General features: G+C 62.7%; 18 protein-coding genes. 15 read left to right on the top strand and 3 right to left on the bottom strand.

Translation table 11 applies throughout. The features are described 5' to 3' along the window. From PU133_RS01610 to PU133_RS01590, 5 genes are read left to right on the top strand one after another with little or no spacing between them, the layout of a single operon-like run. Window positions 1-1,092: a Gfo/Idh/MocA family protein gene (locus PU133_RS01610; RefSeq protein WP_404863236.1), complete on the top strand. Its 1,092-nt coding sequence runs from the start codon at window positions 1-3 to the stop codon at window positions 1,090-1,092. Further along, window positions 1,085-2,839 carry a GMC family oxidoreductase gene (locus PU133_RS01605; protein WP_404863235.1) on the top strand — a complete coding sequence of 585 codons (1,755 nt, stop codon included), beginning with the start codon at window positions 1,085-1,087 and terminating at the stop codon, window positions 2,837-2,839. The genes PU133_RS01610 and PU133_RS01605 overlap by 8 nt, the downstream gene beginning before the upstream one ends. 20 nt (window positions 2,840-2,859) lie before the next feature. Further along, window positions 2,860-4,356, top strand: coding sequence for an aldehyde dehydrogenase family protein (locus PU133_RS01600; protein ID WP_404863234.1), 1,497 nt, complete (start codon window positions 2,860-2,862; stop codon window positions 4,354-4,356). 20 nt (window positions 4,357-4,376) lie between these two features. Next, on the top strand, window positions 4,377-5,651 hold the full coding sequence (locus tag PU133_RS01595) for a LarC family nickel insertion protein (RefSeq protein WP_404863233.1): 1,275 nt from the start codon (window positions 4,377-4,379) through the stop codon (window positions 5,649-5,651). Then, window positions 5,641-6,426, top strand: coding sequence for an adenine nucleotide alpha hydrolase (locus PU133_RS01590; protein ID WP_404863232.1), 786 nt, complete (start codon window positions 5,641-5,643; stop codon window positions 6,424-6,426). Before PU133_RS01595 ends, PU133_RS01590 begins: the two co-directional genes overlap by 11 nt. Window positions 6,427-6,441: 15 nt before the next feature. Here the strand turns inward: PU133_RS01590 and PU133_RS01585 are convergent, their stop codons facing one another. Together PU133_RS01585 and PU133_RS01580 are read right to left on the bottom strand one after the other, a co-directional pair. Next, complete coding sequence (locus tag PU133_RS01585) at window positions 6,442-7,236, bottom strand: enoyl-CoA hydratase/isomerase family protein (protein ID WP_404863231.1); 795 nt, start codon at window positions 7,234-7,236, stop codon at window positions 6,442-6,444. 36 nt (window positions 7,237-7,272) lie between these two features. Then, window positions 7,273-8,211 (bottom strand): dihydrodipicolinate synthase family protein, encoded by a 939-nt coding sequence (locus PU133_RS01580; protein ID WP_404863230.1) that lies wholly within the window; start codon window positions 8,209-8,211, stop codon window positions 7,273-7,275. A 282-nt stretch (window positions 8,212-8,493) separates the two neighbouring features. Here PU133_RS01580 and PU133_RS01575 point away from each other — a divergent pair, with 282 nt between their 5' ends. From PU133_RS01575 to PU133_RS01540, 8 genes are read left to right on the top strand one after another with little or no spacing between them, the layout of a single operon-like run. Beyond that, complete coding sequence (locus PU133_RS01575; protein ID WP_404864410.1) at window positions 8,494-10,047, top strand: malonate decarboxylase subunit alpha; 1,554 nt, start codon at window positions 8,494-8,496, stop codon at window positions 10,045-10,047. Beyond that, on the top strand, window positions 10,044-11,783 hold the full coding sequence (locus tag PU133_RS01570; protein ID WP_404863229.1) for an ABC transporter permease: 1,740 nt from the start codon (window positions 10,044-10,046) through the stop codon (window positions 11,781-11,783). Before PU133_RS01575 ends, PU133_RS01570 begins: the two co-directional genes overlap by 4 nt. 34 nt (window positions 11,784-11,817) lie before the next feature. Continuing rightward, window positions 11,818-12,825: an ABC transporter substrate-binding protein gene (locus tag PU133_RS01565; protein WP_404863228.1), complete on the top strand. Its 1,008-nt coding sequence runs from the start codon at window positions 11,818-11,820 to the stop codon at window positions 12,823-12,825. A gap of 3 nt (window positions 12,826-12,828) precedes the next feature. Next, window positions 12,829-13,980 (top strand): ABC transporter ATP-binding protein, encoded by a 1,152-nt coding sequence (locus PU133_RS01560; protein ID WP_404863227.1) that lies wholly within the window; start codon window positions 12,829-12,831, stop codon window positions 13,978-13,980. Beyond that, window positions 13,977-15,053, top strand: a complete 1,077-nt coding sequence (locus PU133_RS01555) for a mandelate racemase/muconate lactonizing enzyme family protein (RefSeq protein WP_404863226.1) — start codon at window positions 13,977-13,979, stop codon at window positions 15,051-15,053. Before PU133_RS01560 ends, PU133_RS01555 begins: the two co-directional genes overlap by 4 nt. 27 nt (window positions 15,054-15,080) lie before the next feature. After that, window positions 15,081-15,974 (top strand): dihydrodipicolinate synthase family protein, encoded by an 894-nt coding sequence (locus PU133_RS01550; protein ID WP_404863225.1) that lies wholly within the window; start codon window positions 15,081-15,083, stop codon window positions 15,972-15,974. Window positions 15,975-16,031: 57 nt separating this feature from the next. Continuing rightward, the gene (locus tag PU133_RS01545; RefSeq protein WP_404863224.1) at window positions 16,032-17,651 is read left to right on the top strand and encodes a fucose isomerase; all 1,620 of its coding nucleotides are present in this window, start codon (window positions 16,032-16,034) and stop codon (window positions 17,649-17,651) included. Next, window positions 17,651-19,258, top strand: a complete 1,608-nt coding sequence (locus tag PU133_RS01540; RefSeq protein ID WP_404863223.1) for an FGGY-family carbohydrate kinase — start codon at window positions 17,651-17,653, stop codon at window positions 19,256-19,258. The genes PU133_RS01545 and PU133_RS01540 overlap by 1 nt, the downstream gene beginning before the upstream one ends. Window positions 19,259-19,286: 28 nt before the next feature. Here the strand turns inward: PU133_RS01540 and PU133_RS01535 are convergent, their stop codons facing one another. Further along, entirely contained in the window at window positions 19,287-20,054 is a 768-nt protein-coding gene (locus tag PU133_RS01535; RefSeq protein ID WP_404863222.1) for an IclR family transcriptional regulator, read from the bottom strand. Between the two features lie 207 nt (window positions 20,055-20,261). Here PU133_RS01535 and PU133_RS01530 point away from each other — a divergent pair, with 207 nt between their 5' ends. Continuing rightward, a complete protein-coding gene (locus tag PU133_RS01530; RefSeq protein ID WP_404863221.1) occupies window positions 20,262-21,185 on the top strand; it encodes a dihydrodipicolinate synthase family protein in 924 nt (307 codons plus the stop codon). Window positions 21,186-21,300: 115 nt separating this feature from the next. Further along, complete coding sequence (locus PU133_RS01525) at window positions 21,301-22,299, top strand: dihydroxyacetone kinase subunit DhaK (protein WP_404863220.1); 999 nt, start codon at window positions 21,301-21,303, stop codon at window positions 22,297-22,299. The last annotated feature ends 1 nt before the right edge of the window (window position 22,300 follow it).

Genomic DNA, 22,300 nt, shown 5'->3' with positions numbered 1-22,300 from the left:
ATGAGCGATCGGGACAGGAAGCGGTTGCGCGTCGCCATCATCGGCTGTGGATGGGTTGCCGGCAGCCAGATCGAGCGGGGCTTCGATGCCCTGAAGGATCGCTTCGGCGTGTCAGCATGTTGCGATCTCGACGAGGCACGGGCCAGGTCATTTGCGGACAAGCACGGCATAGAGCGGGTCGCCAGCTACGAGGCCATTCTGGCGAGCGACGAGGTGGACGTCGTCAGCATCTGCACGCCGCCGTCCATGCACCATGCGATGGTGATGGCGGCACTCGATGCGGGCAAGGACGTGATTTGCGAAAAGCCCTTCACCAGCTCGTTGCGGCTGATGGACGAAGTCATCGCAGCTGAAAAGCGATCCGGACGCCGGGTGATGCCGATTTTCCAGTACCGCTTTGCTCCGGGCATTGCGAAGATCAAGGCGCTGATCGCGTCGGGTTTGTGTGGTCGCGCCTATGTGTCCTCCGTGGAAACGGCATGGCTTCGCGGACCCGCCTACTACTCGGTGCCATGGCGCGGCAAGTTCGCGACCGAACTGGGTGGCGTGCTCTTGACCCAGTCGATCCACATCCACGATCTATTCGCGTGGCTGACGGGCCCGATTGCCGAGGTGCGGGGCTTCAAGACGACCAGGGTCAATCCAATCGAAGTGGAGGATTGCGCGGTGGCGAGCCTTCGCATGGCTGATGGATCTCTCGCCTCACTGACCGCGACGCTCGGTTCGGTTCGTCCGAGTACCCGCATCCGGCTTTGCTTCGAGAACATGGTCATCGAGCGTTACTGCCGTGACGAGAACGCGATCCGCCCTGGCTACGAGCCATGGGAAGTGACGGCGGCGACGCCGGAGCTGCAGGAACAGGTAGATGCGATCCTGGCCGCAGCACCCATCGGGCGCGAGGACTTCGCGGGCCAGTTCGAGGATTTCGCGGACGCACTCCTGAAGTCGCGCCCATTCGCCGTCACGCTCGAGGATGCCCGGCGATCGCTGGAACTCATCACGGCACAGTTCCACGCGGCCGAAACGGGAGAAACGGTCGTTCTGCCCATCACGGAAGAACATCCGCGTTACGATGGTTGGGTGCATGTCTGAGAAGGCAACCGGCGAGATGGCCGAGATTTACGACTTCATCATCGTGGGTGGCGGAAGTGCAGGGTGCGTGCTCGCGAATCGGCTTTCAGCCGATCCATCGACGCGGGTGCTCCTGATCGAGGCGGGCGAAGACACGCCCCCGGGCCGCGTCCCCGCGCCGATCCTCGACAGCTTTGCCGGACTTGCCTACCTGAATTCGCGCTTTCTTTGGAACGATCTGAAGGCGACTACGGAGGCTTCATCTTCCGACAAGCCGGATGCATCGCGGCCCTTGCGCAAATACGAGCAGGCGAAGGTTCTGGGTGGCGGGTCCGCAGTCAACGGACAACTCGCCAATCGCGGTGCGCCGCATGACTACGACGAGTGGGAAGCCAAGGGCGCATCCGGCTGGCGCTGGGAAACGGTGCTGCCGTATTTTCGCAAGCTCGAGCGCGACGTCGATTTCGATGGCCCGCTGCACGGGCAGGACGGACCGATCGCAATTTCCCGCGTCGACGAAAGCCTTTGGCCCGAGCACGCCCACGCCATGGCGCGCGCATTCAAGAGCGCCGGGTTCGACTATGTTCCGGATCAGAACGGCGAGTTCGTCGACGGATATTATCCGGTGGCAATCAGCAACATCTATGACCGCCGCGTAACGACCGCGATCGGCTATCTCGGCTACCGCGTGCGCAGCCGCGAGAACCTGACGCTGATGACCAACACGCAGGTCACAGGCCTGTCGTTCGAAGGCCTCACCTGCACCGGCGTTTCGGCAGTGACAGGCAATGCGCCGGAGCGGCAATATCGTGCGCGGGAAGTCATTCTGTCGGCGGGTGCGCTCCACTCGCCGGCACTTCTCCTGCGCGCCGGGATCGGCCCGGCCGATGACCTCAAACAACTGGGCATCGATGTCGTGGCGGACCGCCAGGGCGTCGGCCGCAGGCTCATGGACCATCCGTCGGTCGCCGTTGCGGCCTTCATCAAGCCGGAAGCTCGGATCAACGGACGGACCCGACGCCACCTCATGCTCGGACTGCGGTTTTCGTCCGAGCTTCATGGCGCACCGCGCGGTGATATGGCGGCATCGATCGCCTCGAAATCTGCCTGGCACGATGTGGGCAGTCAGCTTTCAACCGTGAACATGTGGGTCAACAAGACCTTCTCGGAGGATGGTTCGGTGACCTTGGCCAATCGCGATTGGCGCACCGAACCGAAGATCGACTTCAACCTTCTGTCGGACAGCCGCGATCTCGACCGCATGATGCTCGGCTACCGCAAGCTGGCGGCGATCGTGCTGAGCGACGAGCTTGCAGGTGTCGTCAGCAACGTGTTTCCCGCAAGCTACAGCGACAAGGTCCGCCAGGTCGGCGCACTCAACGCACGAAACCGTCTGGCGACTGGCATGCTTGCACGCCTGCTCGACGGTCCCGAAAAGCTGCGCAGCCTTCTGATCAACACGTTGATCGTCGAGGGCGACCCGATGTCGGTCCTGATGAAGGATGATCATGCGCTCGAAGCGTTCATTCGACGCGCTGCTGTCGGCGTGTGGCACGCGTCCTGTTCCTGCCGAATAGGAGCGCATGACGACCCCAGGGCCGTGACCGACTTCGACGGGCGCGTTCACGGCGTCAACGGCCTACGCGTCGTCGACGCCTCCATCTTTCCCGGAATTCCGAGCGGGAACACCAATTTGCCAACGATCATGGTCGCCGAGCGCATCTCGGACATCATCCTCGAGCAGAGGCGCCGCCAGGTAGCGGCCTGATCGACATCAGGAGAGAACCATTGCAGCATTCGACCGGACCCGGCCCGCTGAAACTTCCCGAAAAGCCACGCGACTATTCTGCCCTCATCGACGGGCGCTTCGTGCGGGCAGGCGAGCGCGACGTCATCGAACGGGAAAACCCAGCCCACGGCACGGTGGTCAGCCGCTATCCCAAGGCGACGGCCGAGGATCTGCGCGAAGCCCTGAAGGCTGCCCGGCGCAGTTTCGATAGTGCCGTCTGGTCCGGTCTGTCGGCCGCCGACCGCAGTCGGATCCTGCTCAAGGTCGCAGCGTTGATCGATCAGCATCGCGTCGAACTCCGCGAGATCGAGTGTCTGGAAGTCGGCAAGCCGATTGGCCTGGTCGACCGGGAGATCGGCGGAACGATCGCCCATTGGGAATACGCCGCAACGCTCGCACGTCACAGCTATGGCGACACCTATGACACGTTCGGAAATGGCGCGCTTGGGCTGATCCTGCGCAATCCGGTCGGCGTGGTCAGCATGATCACGCCGTGGAACTATCCGCTGCTGATCAACAGCCAGAAACTTCCCTTCGCTCTCGCCGTTGGCTGCTCCGCCGTGGTGAAGCCGAGCGAACTGACCTCAGGCTCGGCGCTCCGTCTCGGCGAGCTTCTGATGGAAGCCGGCATCCCGGCAGGCGTCGTCAACATCATCGCCGGCACCGGCCTCGATCTCGGTGATGAGCTTTGCAGCGCCGAGGAGGTCGACATGATCTCGTTCACCGGGTCAACGGCTGTCGGGCGCAAGATCGGTGCGCTTGCCGGAGAGCGGCTGAAGCGCGTGTCCCTCGAACTGGGCGGAAAAAGCGCACATATCGTGTGTGCAGACGCCGATCTCGATCTGGCTGCGGAGAAAGTGGCGCTGGGCGCAACGCGCAATGCCGGCCAGGCATGCGTTGGCGGAACGCGGCTCGTCGTTGAACGATCGATCGCCGAGAAGTTCTGCGAGGCCGTCCAGACCGAAATCTCCAAGTTGAAGGTCGGCGATCCGCTGGATCTGGAAACGACGCTCGGACCTCTCGTGAGCGGCCTTCAGAAGCAGCGTGTCGAGGGCTACATCGCTGATGGTGAGCGAGCGGGCGCGCAGCGCTGGTCGCTCGAAGCCGATCGTGCGGTCAGCGCGCTGCCAGGACATTTCGTCCAGCCGACGGTCTTCACGGGCGTCGAGCCTGCCATGAAGATTGCGCAGGAAGAAATCTTCGGTCCGGTGCTCTCCGTTTTGACATTCGACGACTTTGGCGAGGCGGTTTCCATCGCCAACAGCACGTCCTATGGACTGGCAGCGGGTGTCTGGACCAATGATTTGAATACAGCGATCCAGTTTTCGCGCAAGCTCGTCGCAGGATCGATCGAGGTGAACACGTTCCTCGCCGGCGTTCCGGAACTGCCCATCGTCGGCCACCGCGACAGTGGCGTCGGACATGAGCGCGGCCGCTTTGCCATCGACGAATTCACCGAACTGAAGACCGTCCAGTTGCAAACGCGGCCCATCTGACGCATCGACGAAAGAGTTCTATGGCGCAGAACGCAGCAACGAAGACCAAGCTCAATCTGCATCTCGATGCGGTGGGCGGAATGGCGGGCGATATGTTCGTCGCTGCGGTGCTCGACGCGTTCCCTGATCTGCGACCAGCCATGCTCGCCGATGTCAGCGCGGTTCTTCCGGCGCACATCGGCGAGCCCGCCATCGAAGCTGGCCAATCGTCCGGCCTTCGCGCACTGCGATTCCAACTCGCCTGGGCGGAGCGGGCGCAGGAGCGCCACGACCACCATCGGCACGGCCATGATCATCAATCGCATGGTCACCACAACGAGTCGAAGCGAAAGGGCGAAGTCGCCTCGGACTACCGCTCGCTTCGCGCGCGGATCGAGACGGCAGCGCTGTCCGAAGGAACGGCGGCTCATGCCGGCGCCATCCTGCGCATTCTCGCCGAAGCCGAAGCCCATATTCACGGCACTTCTCTCGATGACGTGCATTTCCATGAAATCGGCGATTGGGATTCGCTGATGGACGTCGTGGCTGCCGGCAGCCTCATCGCCGCGCTGCAGCCGGCTGAGTGGAGCGTCTCGGACCTGCCGAGGGGCTCCGGGCTGGTCTCGACGCAACATGGGCTGTTGCCAGTGCCTGCGCCAGCCACCGCTGCCATACTCGAAGGCTTTCGCTGGCGCGACGATGGTGTGGCCGGCGAGCGCGTGACGCCGACGGGTGGCGCGATTTTGAAGCATCTCTGCCCCCCCGATCCGCCGCGCCGAACTTCGCTCGGTCGGCTGATCGCGACCGGAACAGGCGCAGGAACGCGCGATCTGAAGGCCCTTCCGAACATCCTCCGGCTCTCGGCGTTCGACGCGGGCGCACCATCCGCACAGGAAGAGATCGAGGTCATGTGCTTCGATATCGACGACATGACCGGTGAAGAAATCGCGATCTCGGCCGATCGCCTGCGGGCCGCCGATGGTGTGATCGATCTGAGCCTGATGACTGTTCAGGGAAAGAAGGGGCGTCCCGCTACCCGGTTCCAGCTCCTCGTTCGCCCTGATGCTTCGAAGCAGGTGAGCGACCTCGCTTTCCTGGAAACCTCGACGCTCGGCGTGCGGATCAGTCTCCAGCAGCGCCGCGTATTGACGCGTGCGCATGCACTGCGTGAGGGCCGTCGCATCAAGACGGCTCAGCGGCCCGGTGGCGGCGCAAGCACCAAGATTGAATCGGACGAACTGGCCGATACAGCCGGGCTCCAGGCACGTCGCGACCTGGCGCGGCGGATCGAGTGGGATGATGCCGATGACGATTGAGCGACCGATCGACCGGCTCAGGAATGTTCTTCGCCCGTACGACAGCCTCACAGTCGCCGTTTCCGGAGGTGTCGACAGCATGACGCTCGCGCATGTCGCGCATGGCATCACGCAATTGACTGTCTTCCACGCCGTCTCCCCGGCAGTCCCGATGGAAGCGACAGCAAGGGTGAAGCACCATGCGGCTGAGCAGGGCTGGCGGCTGACGGTGGCGGAAGCCGGCGAAATGTCGGATGAGCGCTATCTCGCCAACCCACAGAACCGTTGCTACTTCTGCAAGACGAACCTCTATGACCGCATCCGCGCGCATGTCGGGGACGCGATCGTCGCCTCCGGCGCCAATCTGGATGATCTCGGCGATTATCGTCCCGGTCTACTCGCCGCCAGGGAGCGCGACGTCGTCCATCCGCTGATCGAGGCGCAACTGACGAAGCGTGACGTGCGCGATGTCGCGGCGGAACTCGGCTTGACGGATCTCGCCGAGCTGCCGGCCCAACCCTGCCTATCGAGCAGGATCGAAACGGGCATCTCGATCAATGCTCATGATCTGGCGTTCGTCGAGCAGATGGAGATGCGTGCGCGCGCGCTGCTGCCGGATTTCCGGCACGTGCGGTGTCGCATCCGCTCGGTCGGTGTGGTGCTGGAAGTGGATGATCCGGAGGATCCGCGTGTCCCGGCACTGCGTGAGATGGCTGCAGCAGCTGCCCATGAGCACGGATCGCGGCTCGAAACTATTCAACGGTATCGAATGGGCTCAGCATTTTTGAAACGCTGAGCCCGCTGCGATGTCTCATCGGCCCTTGAAGACGGGCGGGCGTTTTTCGGTAAATGCCGTCATGCCTTCCTGCCGGTCTTCCGTCATGCTGTTGCGCCAGATCGCGTCACGCTCGAACGCGATGCCGTTCTCGAGCGTTGCACCGACCGCCGTGCGCACGCAGGCCTTGGTGTTTCTGACTGCGACCGGCGCTCGTGAAGCGATGATGCTGCCGATTTCGATGGCGCGGTTGACGGTATCGGCAACGGGGCACACTTCGACCACGAAGCCAAGTTGGTAAGCGCGTTCGACTTGAAGCGGCTCACCACTGAACAGCATGTAGGATGCGACATTCGCACCGAGCTTGCGTGGAAGACGCTGCGTGCCGCCATCGCCGGCCATCCCGCCGATCTTTACTTCCGGCTGGCCAAACTGCGCATTCTCGCCGGCGATGATGAAATCGCAGACCATCGCCAGTTCGTTGCCCGCGCCGAAGCAGATGCCGTTGACGGCAGCGATGAGCGGCTTCGAGAAGGCTTCGATCGCGCGCCAGGCGGCGACGCGGCGCGGATTGTTCGATGTGGCCGGAGGCCCGAACGTCACCATTTCCTTGATGTCCGCACCGGCGGCAAACGCTGCCTCGGTGCCGGTCAGGACGACGCAGCGAATGTCGTCATTCCGGTCGAGTTCGACCAGCAGGCGGCCGAGTTCGATCACCATCGAGCTATGCAGCGCATTCTTCTTTTCCGGTCGGTTGATGCGGATGAGCGCGATGTGGCTCGCCGGATGTTCGATGACGATCTTGTCGGAGTGGTTTTCTGTAGGGCTCATGATACTTCGTCGTTTGGGTTTTCGATAAGCGCGATATCAGCGCCCGAGCGGCAGATAGGCCGGCGCCCCAAGTCCATGCTTTTCGAACAGCATATCCGCCTTCTGTCGATCGGCAGCGGTAATGGTGGTTTGGGGAGCGCGCGTCTTGTCGGTCGGGATGACGCCCTGGCGCATAAGCAGATACTTCATGCGTGCCCGGTAATCGCGCAGCGGGTTCGACCAGCAAAGCCGCGCCATCGGGCCGATCTCGTTCCAGATCTGATAGGCTTCCGTTGCCTTACCCTCCGCCGCCAGCTTCTGCATCTCGACGAGCTTGGCAGTGAACGCGCCGGCCAGGCCGATCAACGCGCCCTGGCAGCCCATCAGCATCGCCTCCAGCACGAACGTGTCATTGCCGGTCAAGACGGCGATGCGCCCGTTGGTCTCTTGAGCTTCTTCGACGATCTCCCAAGTGCGATCGATGTCGAAGGCCGCATCCTTGATTGCAACGACGTTCTTCAGCTCGGCGAGCTTCGCGATCGTCCCGACCGGATAGCCGGCGTTCGCCGTCTGGAATGCGATGAGGGGAACATCCACGGCTTCTTCGACGGCGGCGTGATAGTCGACGACAATCGAGGCGGGCAGGGGCTTGGAAAGAAATGTTGGCAGGGGCGGGAAGACCACCAGGCTTTCGGCGCCTGCGTCCACGAGGCGTTTCGCGTGGTCGACGGCACCTTGTGTATAAGGCGCAATCAGGCCCGAGACGATCGGAGTTTCGCCCGCAGAGATTTGTCGGCTGCGCTTGACGGCCTCGACCTGCTCGGAATGTTCGAGAGCCGTTGCTTCCGCCGCAGCCATGTTCACGGCCAGTGCCGAAATCCCGGAGCCGATCAGCTGGCCCATATAAGAGTCGAATGTTGTCCAATCGACCGCAGCATTCTCGAGAAACGGCATGATGGGCGCGGGGATGATGCCGCTCTGCAGTCGCTGACGCATGGAAACTCCGACGTTCGGTGATCGATTGCCTTCTGATCTGCCACACCACAGGAAGCCTGGAAAGAAAAAAATGTAAGCCTTTACATGATAAATATCGGGTTGGTTTGCCGAGCCATTAGGAGCCAAGAGCTAACGCACTGAAAATGCTATGTTATACCCGAAGAGGCGGGGTCTCCGTAGGGTGTTGTCCGAGCTGCTCCGAAATTGAAACACGGCAATTGCCAATGATAGCGCTTTCAGTTAGCCTCTTTTCGAACGTGTCGAGGGAGATGAGACTTGCGTGTGATTTCGGGCGACCAGGCGGCAGAGCTAGTTCCCTCAGGCGGGACATTGGCAATTTCGGGAGGCGGCTACCGCGTCGTTCCAGAAGCTTTGATCGAGGCCTTGGCTGAGAGGTTTTCGAAGACGCAGGCGCCGAGCAATCTCACTGTCGTCGCCATCGCAATGGTCGAGCGGGCGCGTGGCGGAAAGGGCGGGGCCGATAGCGGCCTCAATCGCTTGGCGGTGCCGGGACTGATGGCCAAGGTCATCACTTCGAGCTTCAGCCGTTCTTCCAACAACGCGCTGAATGTTCTGATCGATACCAATCAGACGGCTGCCTACAATCTGCCGATGGGAACGCTGGTGCAGTTGCTGCGTGCGACGGCGGCAGGACGCTCGGGTTTTGCGACACCGGTCGGTATTGGCACGTTCGTCGATCCGGAACTCGGTGGCGGCAAGGTCAACGCAGCTGCGGAAGCGGATCTGTGCCGTCGAACGACGCTCGAAGGTGAAGACCTCATCTATTATCCCCGGTTGCCGATCGATGTCGCCTTCATCAAGGCGAGCGCTGCCGACGAGCGCGGCAATCTCTTCTTCGACCAGGAGGCTTTCGACCACGGAACGATCGAACTCGCCATGGCCGCGCACCAGTCGGGTGGGACGGTGATCGCAGAGGTGAACCGCATCGTCGAAGTGGGCGAGATCCACCCCCGCATGGGCCGCATTCCGGGGAGCATCGTCAGTGCCGTGGTGGTCCAGCCTGACGTCTGGGAGGACGAGCAAGCCCCGCATCTGACGGGGGCCGAGCGCATCGAACTACCCCCGACGAGCAACCGCAATCTGCCCCGCGATTTTGTGGCGCGGCTCGCCGTCAGCAAACTGCCGCAAGGCGCGATGGTCAATCTCGGTGCTGGCGTCCCCATGTACGAAGTGCCTGAAATGGCGCGTGCTGCCGGGCGCGACGACCTCTATTTCACGGTCGAGCAAGGGCCGATGGGCGGCTGGCCGCAGGTGGGTGGCGTGTCGCGCAATCCCGAGATCATTCTCGACCAGAACGAAGTGTTCCAGTTCTATGAGGGCGGTGGCCCCGACGTCTCGATCCTGTCCTTTGGCGAAGTAGACCGGCACGGCAACATCAATGTCAGCCGCTTCTCGGGCATGCTGCCTGGGTGCGGTGGCTTCGTGAACATCGTTCACGGCGTGCGCAATCTGATGTTCTGCGGAACGTTGACCACAGGCGGCCTCGACGAGACGCATGGCGAGAACGGGCTGACGATCGCAAAGGAAGGACGCATCCGTCGCTTCGTCGAAGCCGTCGAGCAGATCACGTTCAATGCGCGCCTCGGTCTCGAAAGCGGCAAGGCCGCAACGATCATCACCGACCGCGGCGTCTTCTCCGTTACGCCTCAGGGCCTGGTCCTGACGGAAATCGTGCCAGGCATCGATCTGCAGAAAGACGTGCTCTCGCACATCCCGTTCGACGTCGCGGTTGCGCCGGACCTGAAGGAAATCGAAAGCCACCTGCTGGTGCCGGCCGGCACGGCAGTGCGCGAGTTGGAAACGGCCTCGCGATGATGTCCGCCGAGGCAGCCGCTACGGTCGATCGAGCATCGACAGGCAAGTTACAGCGATCCGGCTCAAGCGGCTGGTCGCTGACCGCAGCCGGCCTGTCGGTTGCATGCCTGGTCATCTTCATCGGCGCACCGGTTGCCGCGATCTTCCTGTCCAGCGTCTATCAGGATGGCTGGACAATCGAAGCCTACCGCGATTTCCTCTCCAGCCCACGGCTTCTCACGGCGACCTGGAACAGCCTTCTCGTTGCCATCGGCATCGCGGTACTGAGTGTCGTCATCGGTGCGCCTCTCGCTTTCGGGGTCGCGCGGACTAACATGCGGCTGAAGCGCATCGTGCGCGCCACGATGATCCTCGCCCTGATCAGTCCCGAGTTTCTGCTTGCCATGGGCTATATTCTGATGGCCGGGCCGAACGCGGGGTATGCCAACGTGGCCTTGCGGGCCGTGTTCGGCATGCAGTCGACCGCCGGACCGATCGACATCTTCAGCCTCTGGGGCCTCGTTCTCACCGCGCTTCCGAACGGTGTGGCCTTCGTCTTCCTCGCGCTCACACCGGCGCTCGCCAACATGGATCCCGCGCTTGAAGAGGCGGCACGTCTGAAAGGCGCGTCAGCACTCGAGGCCATTCGCGACGTGACCTTGCCGCTCATGCGCCCGGCCTTGCTCGCCGGCACGCTTCTCGCCTTTGCGACATCGCTTGCGATGTACGGTCCGCCGGAAATGCTCGGCATCGACGTGTTGACGGTCTCGATCCGCAACGCGCTGCTTGGGCTCGATTTCGCCTCCGCGTCGGTCGCGGCGGTGGTGCTCGTGCTGCTGTCGGGCATTGCGCTTGGTGGTCAGCGCCTCATGCTGCGCAACGAGGATCGCTACCGCACGCTCGGCGGCAAAGCCTTCGCGCCAAGGCGCATCGATCTCGGTTGGGCAACGCCGCTCCTGACCGCGCTTGCAGTCTTCTATGTCCTGATCGCCTTCGTCCTCCCGTATGGAACGATGATCGCCGTCAGCCTGATGAAGAGCATCGGCAACGGCTTCAACATCGCCAATCTGACGCTCGACAATTATCGTGTCGTTCTGTCGGATCCATCCATCCGCAAGGCGGCGCTGCTCAGCGTATCACTCGCTGCATCGGCCGCGACGATCGTCGTCGCCATCGGCGTCATCGTGTCCTATGTCATCCTGCGGACCCGGTTCGCCGGTCGCAGTGCGCTCGATTATCTTTCCATTCTGCCGCTCGCTGTGCCCGGAACGGCCATCGCCTTCGCGCTGATCGTCATCTACCTGAACTGGCCCGGCAACCTGACCGGCATCTACGGCACGCCGACGATCCTGCTTGTCGCCTATCTCGCGCGCTTCATTCCCATCGGCGTGCGCAACGGGCAGACGGCACTGCTCCAGATTTCGCCGGAAATCGAGGAATCCTCCCGCGTCTTCGGCGCGACGGAAATTCAGACGCTGATGCGCATCACGCTGCCGCTCATCATGCCGGTCGTCATCTACACCTGGCTGCTGGTGTTCATTCTCGCGATCCCGGAACTCAGCGCTTCCATCATTCTCCGCGGCTTCAGCACGCAGACGATCTCCACCTCGCTGCTCAGCGTCTGGAACGGCAATGGCGGTCTCGCCGTCGCCTGCGCCTACGGCGTCTGCATTTTCGTCAGCGTGTCGCTCTTGTTTCTCATCGCGGCCCTTGTCGGCCGCAGGTCCGTGCTCATGCGCGGTTTCACCATCGGCTAGGGAGGAGCCCATGCCGAAACCAGGGAGAGTATCCATGAAATTGACAAGGACAGTCACAGCGCTCGCCTGCATCTTCGCGGCGGTGCCAGCATTCGCGCAGGAAGGCCCGTTGCAGATCTATTCGGCCTATCCGGACGAGCACATGAAGGCGCTTGTCGACGGGTTCGCGGAGCAGTATCCGGATGTCGAAGTGCAGATATCGGTCCAGCCGGGTGAGCAGCTCATCTCTACGGTTGAACTCGAACTGCGCGCAGGCCGCCCGCAGGCTGACGTCATCGGACTGAACCAGGCCTCCATCGCCTCTCTCCAGGCCGCTCATTCGGCATTCTCTGCCTATGAGCCCGCAGGGCTGGAGGGTGTGCGCACCGAAGTGCTCGACGAGAGCGGCACGTCGGTTCCGGCCTGCGTCAATCTCTATCTCATCCAGTACAACACCAATGCCATCAGCGAAGCCGATGCGCCGACGGACTGGGCCGGGTTGCTCGATCCGCGCTGGAAGGACCAGCTTGCTCTCGCCGATCCGGCAAGCTCGCAGTCCGTTCATTCCTTCCTGTGGTTCATCACCGAGCATCTGGCCGACGAAGGCGACGACTATGGCTGGGGCTACTTCGAGCGGCTGGCCGAAAATGCACCGCGTCTGGAGCGCTCGCACGGCACGATCCGCGACATGACCGCGAGCGGCGAGCGTCCGATCGCCGTTCAGCTTCTCGCCAATGGCCAGACGTCGGCCAATCGCGGCGACCCGACGAGCCTCGTCTGGCCGAGCGAAGGATCGCCTGGCGAAATCTCGTCCTTCGCGATGTTCGAGCAGTCCGACAACCAGGAAGCGGCCCAGGCCTGGCTCGACTATGTCGTGTCGCCGGAAGCGCAGGCCATCATGCCCGACGCGCTCGGCTGTGCACCGGTTCGCAACGATGTGGACTACACATTCCCGGATGGGACGGCAGTGAGCGATGTCACGATCGTTCCGGTCGACGCCGATTTCATCGCCAATGAGCGCGAAGCGCAGGTCGAGGCGTTCGATCAGGCTTTCGGCCGCTGACCGATGGCCGCTTCAGCAGCACTCTCTGCCGCTGACACTGTTCAGGCGCAAGATCTGCGCCTGAACGATGTCTATAAATCCTACGGCAACTACGAAGCGGTCCGCGGCATTTCGATCGATGTTCCGAAGGGATCCATGGTGTCTCTGATCGGGCCGAGCGGATGCGGCAAGACGACGACACTGCGCATGATTGCCGGTCTGGAGCCGCTGTCGAGCGGGTCGATCACTGTCGGATCGAAGCTCTTGTCCGACACGACCGGCGCGGTTCCGCCGGAGCGGCGCGACATGGGCATGGTCTTCCAAAGCTACGCGCTCTGGCCGCACATGTCCGTTGCCGACAATGTCGGCTACGGGCTGAAGCGCAAGGGGCTGAACGCCACCGACATCGAACGCCGAGTCTCCGATGTGCTCGCTATGGTCGGAATGGCCGATCATGTGGGCCGTTACCCGAGCCAGTTGTCGGGCGGTCAGCAGCAGCGCGTGGCGTTGGCGCGTGCCGTCGCATCGCGGCCGCAGATCTTGCTCTTCGATGAGCCGCTCAGCAACCTCGATGCAGTGCTCAGGGAGCAGATGCGCTTCGAGATCCGGGACCTGCAGCAGAAGCTCGGCATCACCAGCGTCTATGTCACGCACAGCCAAGAAGAGGCGCTCGCACTTTCCGACAAGATCGTCGTGATGAGCAATGGGCTCGTCGTCCAGTCTGGCACGCCGTCGGAAATCTACGAGCGGCCGAAGACCGCGTTCGTTGCCGGCTTCATCGGTTTGACCAATACGCTGACTCTGAACCGACTCTTGAGCGACGACCAGTTGGCGGTGGGCTCGTTCGGCGCGCATCGGCTCAAGGCAAGCGGTGCGGCGATGAACGGCGAAACGCAGCAGTTTCTCGTTTCGGTGCGTCCTTCGGAGATCACGCTAACCGCCGCTTCCGCGTCTCCCACTGCCGGCATGAACCGGCTCGTGGGCACGATCCAAACCGTGGTCTTCACCGGCGGCATCGTCGATTACTTCATCGCCTGCGACGGACCCGGCCAGACGACGCTGCGCGTCCAGACCACACCGCCGGCGCGCTTCGAGCCAGGCGCGCAAGTTGCCTTGGAATTCGATCCGGCACGGACCGTCGTCCTCGAAGATCAAGTGAATGGAAAGTCCCAATGACGATCAAATCCGCACGCAGCTGGATGCTGCGCTTCCCCTCCAACCGTCTCGCGGCGGAGCGGAGCGACGAGTATTTCGAACTGATCGGCGTCACGGTCGTGGACAGTTCGGGCGAGGAAGGAACCGGCTGGACCTTCACCTCCGACTATGGTGGCGGCGAAGCCGTACGCGCGCTTCTCGATGTGGTGCTCCTGCCGCAGCTGCAAGGCCGGGAAGCTGCCGAAGTCGAAGTTATCAACGACGAGCTTTTCCATCGCACGCATCGTCTCGGCCACGGCATTGCCAGCATGGCGATTGCTTCGATCGACGTTGCCCTATGGGATCTGGTTGCGCGCATGCGCGGCGTGTCGCTGTCGAAGGCGCTGGGCCAGCGGCGCGATCGCATCCCGAGCTATGGCAGCGGGAAGGCAAGCCCGTCGCTGCCGCTGGAGGACCTCGTGTCGAGCTCCGTCGAGTATATCGAGGAAGGCTTCGATGCGGTGAAGATCCGTGTCGGCCGCCAGCCCGACAAGGACATCGAGCGTGTCCGTGCGGTCCGCGAGGCCATCGGTCCGGAGCCCCGTATTCTCTGCGATGCCAATGAACGTCTGAGCCTGCCCGCTGCCCTCTGGCTCGGCAAGCAGCTGGGCGACCTCGACATCTACTGGTTCGAGGAGCCCATCCTGTCGCAGGACATCGAAGGTTATAAAAGGCTGAGATCGCAATTGCCGATGGCAATCGCGTCCGGTGAACATTTTCATTCGCGCCGCGATTTCGCGCCCTTCGTCTCTGCAGGCGCACTCGATGTGCTGCAACCGGACCTTTGCTTCGTCGGCGGCTTCACCGAGGCGCTGAAGATCGGGGAGATGGCCGACACGTTCGGTCTGGCGGTCGCGCCGCATTTCATGACCGTGCTGCACGTCCATCTGGCTGCTGCTTTGCCCAGGCCGACCTATGTCGAGTTCTATCCCTTCATGGATGATCTGCTGGAGCATGGTCTCGAGGTCGCGGATGGCCATGTCATCGTGCCCGACCGACCGGGCCACGGTGTGGCCTTCACCAATGCCGCGCGCGACAAATATCTCGTGCGCTGAAGCCTTCTCCAGATCGAGTTCAATCCGATGGCAAATCGCAATCCGGTACTTCTGATACCGCTCATCACCCCGCTGCTCGACGATGGATCCATCGACGGCGCGCAGCTTTCCGCAATCGCCCGCGATGTGGTGGAGCAAGGCGCAGCCGGCGTCGTTCTTTTCGGCACGCTGGGCGAGGCCCAGTCCTTTTCCTTGACTGAACGGAAGGCAGCGCTTGAAGCGCTTGTTGCCTCAGGCTGCTCACCCGACGGGATCATGGTCGGCATCGGCGCTGCTGCCCTGACCGATGTCGTGGAGCTTGCAAGGCACGCGATCGGGCAGGGATGTTTTCGGCAGCTGCTCCTACCCCCGTTCTTCTTTAAGGGCATTTCGAATGAGGGCCTGGAAGATTTCATCGCGCAGGCCATCGACAGGATCGGTGATGATCGGCTTCGCCTTACGCTCTACGATATCCCGAGCGTCGTTTCCGTCTCAATCGAACGGCGCATCATCCGCTCGCTGATCGATCGCTACGGTCCGATCATCGCGGGCATAAAGGACAGCGTTCCCGACGCCGCGCATGTGCGCGACAGCGTGACGGATTTTCCGGAACTGGCAGTCTTCGTCGGCAACGAGATCTTTCTGCCTGAGGCGATCGCGCTCGGCGCTGCCGGTGCGATCTCGGGTCTTGGCAACATCGCGCCCGCACAGATGGCACGCATCGCTGGCAGCGAAACGAAGGCGGATGATCCGGTCTTCCAGCAGATGTGCACGCTCTACGCCGCGATCGCTCGCCATCCCGTTGTCCCGGCCGTCAAGGCACTGGCTGGCTGGCGGTTCGATCTGGAGAAGCTCGCCACCGTGCGGCCTCCACTCAAGACATTCGATCTCAAGGCCGCGCCGGATCTGATCGAGATCCTGCAAGAGCTTCATCGCCGATAGCACGCATCCGCTTCGAGCTCGAAAGGCTTGCAGTAGCGACAGGGAGGAGGATTTGAAATGACCAAGGAAGTGGTTTTGATCGCAAGCGGCGACCTGCGTGAGAGCGCCAATCTGAAGTGCTGGCCCGCCCAGAGCGACATGGAAAGGCGGCTGTCAGCAGCGTTCGCCCGCCATGGCGCATCGATTAAGCGGGGTCACCCGGTCAAGGAAGATGCCGGGCATGGCTTCATCGCCACGCAGAAGGAAGGCATCGATGTCTTCAAGACGATCGACCCCGACGCTCCGCTCGTCGTGGCGGAAGCCGTCTGGCAGTATTCCCAGAACGTCTTTGCCGGTCTTATCCGCCATCGCGGCCCGATCCTCACCGTGGCGAACTGGTCAGGCACCTGGCCAGGACTGGTGGGGCTATTGAACCTCAACGGTTCGCTCACCAAGGCCGGTGTGACCTATTCCAGCCTTTGGAGCATCGACTTCGAGGATGACTGGTTCGACGCCAAGCTGAAAGAATGGTTGACCACCGGCCATGTGGAGCAGGACGCCTCCCACGTCCGGGGTTTCGAGCCTGGATCCGTCCCTGCCGAGGCCAATGCGATGGCCGAGGAAATCGCCGCTGATCTGCAGGCCAATCGCTCGATCATGGGCGTTTTCGATGAGGGATGCATGGGCATGTACAACGCCATCATCCCCGACGAGATGCTTTTCCCGCTGGGCATCTTCAAGGAAAGGCTGTCTCAGTCGTCGCTCTACTACGAAGCGAAGCAGGTGCCCGAAGCTGAAGCGCGGGCTATCTATGACTGGCTGGTCGAACGCGGCATGACGTTCCATCTGGGTTCAGATGAAGCGACCGAACTCACCGAGGGCCAGGTGATCGATCAATGCCGCATGTATATCGCGGCGGTCCGCATGGCCAATACGTTCGGCTGTGAGACGATCGGGATTCAGTATCAGCAGGGCCTCAAGGACCTTTTGCCGGCTTCCGATCTAGTTGAGGGCTTGCTGAACAATGACGATCGACCTCCCGTGAAAGACGCGGACGGCCGCATCATCAGGGATGGCCAGGCCATCGTTCACTTCAACGAGGTCGATGAATGTGCGGCCGTCGACGGCTTGCTCACGAACCGTATTCACCGGGCACTGGGTCAGCCGGTCGAGACGACGCTGCACGACTTGCGCTGGGGCGACCTGGACCAGAGCGGAAGCGTCGCCGACTATGTCTGGGTGTTGGAGATTTCGGGAGCCGCGCCGGCGGCCCATCATGAAGGTGGCTATCGCGGGTCGCAGTCGATGCGCCAGCCGCCCATGTTCTTCCGCAAGGGTGGCGGGACGTTGCGCGGCGTTGCGCGACCCGGCGAACTCGTGTGGTCCCGCATCTTCATTGCCGATGGGCGCCTCTGCATGGACATCGGCCGGGGCAGGGCAGTGTCATTGCCGCAGGAGGAAACCGAGCGGCGTTGGTCGCTGACCAACCAGGAATGGCCGATCATGCACGCCGTCTTCGATGGCGTGAGCCGCGACCAGATGATGGCGCGCCACAAGGCCAATCATATCCAGGTCGTCTACGCAAACGATGCGGCCGCTGCCGATGCGTCGATGGCTGCGAAGGCGGCGCTCGCCAGCAAACTCGGCCTTGAGGTGAAGTTGTGCGGGGTATCGCTCGAGAAAGCGCAGAACGCGTGATGGCGGGTCCATGCTTCATCGGCGTCGATGTCGGGACAGGCAGCGTGCGCGCAGGCGTGTTCGATGAGGACGGTGGCCTGCTCGGACACGCCTCGCGGACTCTCAAGCTTTGGAAGAACGGCGACCATGTGGAGCAGTCCTCCGCCGACATATGGGAGAAAACCTGCGAGGCTGTTCGTGAGGCGCGCACTGCGGCTGATATCGCCAAGGAGCGTGTGGTCGGTATCGGCTTCGACGCGACCTGCTCCATGGTCGTCGTCGACAAGGATGGCGAGCCATTGCCTGTCGGCCTTTCGGGCGAGCACGCGCGCGACGTGATCGTCTGGATGGATCATCGTGCATTGAAGGAGACGGACGACATCAACGCGACGTCCCATCCGGTGCTGTCCTTCGTCGGCGGCCAGATTTCCCCGGAGATGGAGACGCCGAAACTTCTTTGGCTGAGCAGACATGCACCCGAGACCTTCGCCAGAGCCGGCCACTTCTTCGACCTGCCCGACTATCTCAGTTTCCGGGCGACCGGCGACAGCGCGCGCTCGAATTGCACGGTCGTTTGCAAATGGACCTATCTCGGCCACGAAAAGCGGTGGGACCGATCCTATTTCGAGGAGATCGGGCTTGGCCAGTTGGCTGACGAAGAGTTCGACCGCATCGGTCCTCATGTGATCGATGTGGCGACACCGATCGCGTCCGGTTTGACGCAAAGCGCAGCGAAGGAGCTCGATCTTCAGGCGGGAACTGCCGTCGGCGCCTCCCTGATCGATGCACATAGCGGCGGCCTCGGCACGCTTGGAGCCGGTGGCAGGGACCCTGCAACGGAAATGGCGCTGATCGCAGGCACGTCGGCGTGCACCATGACGCTGTCGCGCGAGCCGCGGTACGTCGAGGGCGTGTGGGGACCGTATTTCGGGGCGCTTCTGCCGGGCTTCTGGTTGAATGAAGGCGGCCAGTCCGCATTTGGAGCCGCGCTCGATCATGCCGTGTCTCTCCATCCGGCCTGCCAAGCCGCCAGGGAGGCGGCCGAAGCTGCCGGGCAGCCATTGCTGGCTTTCCTGGAGGAGGCGGCCGTTCAGCGGGCCGGCACGCTGGAGGCAGCATCACTGATTGGCGCCGGGCTCGACGTGGTGCCGGAATTTCTCGGCAACCGTTCCCCCGATCCCGATCCGCATGCCAGCGCCATCATCTCGGGTTTGCGGCTTGGGACCGACCTCGACGACCTCGTTGACCTCTATGTCGCGACGCTCCGCGGCCTTGCCTACGGCACCGTCGACATCGTCGAGCGGCTGCGTGCGAACGGCCAGACGATCGACCGCCTGATCCTGTCCGGCGGTTTTGCCAAGAGCGCCCTCATGCGGCGGATTCTGGCGGACGCGACCGGCTCCGACGTCGAGCTAGCGGGTTCGAAGGAGCCGGTGCTGCTGGGCGCAGCAATGCTCGGCGCCGTCGCGGCCGGAGTGTACGCGAACGTCGGCGAAGCCGCGTCCCGCATGGTCCATCGCGGCGACAATCTTCAGGCAGACCCCGCACAGGCTGCGTTTCATGCCAAGGCACACGCACGCTACAGGCTTTTGAAGCAGGTTCAACGCGAGCTCCGTGCCCTGGTATAGGTCGGCCGATGCCACAAATACGCGACCTTCAGGTCTCCGGACGGAAACCAAGACGAAGCGAGACCGTGTTTGCGTGGTGTGTGACCAGTTCGGCAAATGCCGGGATGCGGTCGCCGGACACTTTTTCGGTGTCTCCGCTGACGCTGATCGCCGCGAAGACAGAGCCTTGCGAGTTGCGGATCGGCGCTGCGACACAGGATGTGCCCGGCGTCAGTTCCTCATCATCGAGCGCATATCCGGTCCGGCGGATTTTCGTCAGTTCGGCTTTTAGAAGATCCGGGTCGCAGATCGTGTTGGGCGCCAGGCGCACGAGTTTGCGCGCGAGAAACCGATCGATCGCAGCGGCCGGCTGGAAGGCGAGGGCGACCTTGCCGGACGCCGTCGCGTGGGCCGGCGACGATTCAAGGACAATCAGCGTATTCACGCGCCGGCCGTCCGGGTCGGTCCGGTTGATGACCGTAGAGCTTTTGCCATCGAAGACGGAGAGATGCACCGTCTGGCCGCTTGCCCGCGTCAGGGCCTCGACGCTGTCCTTGGCCTCGCGATGCAGATCCATGCTCGCCAGAACCGTCGTGCCCAGTTCGAACAGCTTCATGCCCAGCCGGTACTGGTCGCGCTCCCGCTCCTGTTCGACCATTCCGAGATCGCGCATCGTGCGCATGATGCGATGGACGGTTGGCCGTGGCAGATCGAGACGCTTCGCGATTTCCGAGACCGACAATTTGCGGTCGTATTCGGAGAAGCAATCCAAGATCGCGACCACCTTCGCCAGGCTTTTCAGATTTTCGGAGCTCATCGGTTCAGCAAGGTCCTCGATATGCCAGGCAGCGACACAGTGCGGACCACGGGTCCACGTCATGCGGCAAACAGCAACTCCGATTGCGGGTCAATGGATCATCCACCACGAACCACAATCTTGCAATCAAAATCCACAATGCGGGCTACTTGACCGGAATGCGAACATATGGAAGATGGCGCCAACTGATGCACAGAGGAGTTGCTCATGCCCCGCGTCCTGACCAAAGAAGATGTCGTTGGAATTTTCCCGCCTGTCGTCTCGCCCTTCACGAAAGACGAAGAACTCGATCTCGCTGCCCTGCGTCGCGAAATCGACTACAATATCTCGTTGGGCGTCACGGGCGTCTGCGTCGGCGGCTCGACCGGTGAAGGGCACGCGCTCGACGCCGAGGATCTCGGTCAGCTGGTGAAGACGGCCCAGGAGACAGCGGCAGGACGCGTGCCGGTCATGGCCGGGATCATCACCACGTCGACGCGCGAAGCCGTGAAAAAGGCGAAGGTCGCTCGCGACGCCGGTGCGCAATGCGTCATGGTCACGCCGCCGATCTACCAGATCTGCTCGGACGACGGGATCTACGACTTCTATGCGACGATCCATAAGGAATCCGGCCTGCCGACAATGGTCTACAACGTCCTGACCTTCGCCCCCGTGACGCCGGCATTGATGCGCCGCATGGCCGGCAACCAGCACGAGACGGGCCTCATCGCCACCAAGGAAAGCATCGGCGGCTCGCTTGAAACCCTGACGGAACTGCTCGACACCATCGGTGATAAGATCTCGGTCACCTGGGCGCACGACTGGCTGCTCTATCCGGGGCTGGCGATCGGCGCCACCGGTTCGGTATCCGGCGCAGCGGCGCTCCTGCCGCGGCATTGCCTGGTGCTCTGGGATGCCGTTCAGTCCGGCAACGTAGCCTACGCTCAGCAGCTCCATTTCGCGATCACGGATGTCTGCAGCCAGATCAGCCGCTACAACTGGCCGGCAGGGGTGAAGGCGTGCATCAACATGCAGGGACGCGATGTCGGACCGTGCCGCGCACCGTTCAATCGAGTGCCGGACGAACAGCTGGAGCGTATCGCTGCGGCACTGAAGCGCGCTGACGCCATGGATCTGTCCGCCGCAGCCTGAGAAGGCGCCTGAACTGGCAATGCTGGTCGGCGAACCGGCATTGCCGCACAACCGGGCGCGGCGGCGTTGCTCGATTGTGCTGGACTGAAACAGGACGTTGTTGGGAGGACCGCCGATGAAGAAGATTCTGAACAACCCGGCCGATTATGTGGACGAGATGCTGGACGGCTTCGTTGCCGCGCATCCGGAGTTCTACGCCCAGCCCGAGCGGCGGGTGATCGCCCGGCCGGAGGGTGCGACGAGCGGCAAGGTCGGCATCGTGACAGGCGGCGGGTCGGGCCATTTGCCGGTCTTCACTGGTTATGTCGGCCCGGGCTTCCTCGATGCGTGCGCCGTCGGCGACGTGTTCGCCAGCCCGTCCGCCGAGCAGATGGCGAGCGCCATCCGCCACGCCGATGGCGGGGCTGGCGTGCTGCGGCTTTACGGAAACTATGGCGGCGACGTCATGAATTTCGACATGGCCGGCGAAATGGTCGACATGGAAAACGACATTCGCACCACCACCGTGCTTCTGGCCGACGACATTGTGTCGGCCGGCAAGGACGAGGCGGAAAAGCGCCGCGGCGTCGCCGGCATGATCTACGCGTTCAAGATCGCCGGCGCCTGTGCCGACACGAAAGCCGATCTCGACGAGGTCACGCGCGTGGCGCAGAAGGCCGCCGATGCGTGCCGCTCGATCGGCATGGCGCTGACGCCTTGCATCGTGCCGCAGGCCGGCAAGGCCAATTTCGAGCTCGGCGAGAACGAGATGGAAATGGGCATGGGCATCCATGGCGAACCGGGCATCTGGCGCGATGCGCTGCGCCCGGCCGACCAGATCGTCGACGAGATGATCGATCGGATCCTCGCCGATCATCCCTTCTCGAGGGGCGACCGGCTCTCCGTTCTCGTCAATTCGCTCGGCGCCACGCCGCTCGAAGAGCTCTACATCATGTACCGCAAGGTCAAGCAGCGCTTCGACGACATCGGTGCCGAGATCGTCATGCCGCTCGTCGGGCGCTACGCAACGTCGATGGAAATGACCGGCGCTACGATCACCACCATCGCTCTGGATGAAGAGCTCGAACGCTACCTGAAGGCGCCGGCTGCCTGTGCCTATTGGCGCGTCGGGTGAG

The sequence above is a fragment of the Georhizobium sp. MAB10 genome, from assembly GCF_045012825.1.
GTDB lineage: Bacteria > Pseudomonadota > Alphaproteobacteria > Rhizobiales > Rhizobiaceae > Georhizobium > Georhizobium profundi.
The sequence above is the reverse complement of the archived record's forward strand: the minus strand, read 5'-3'. Positions and strand labels throughout refer to the sequence as shown.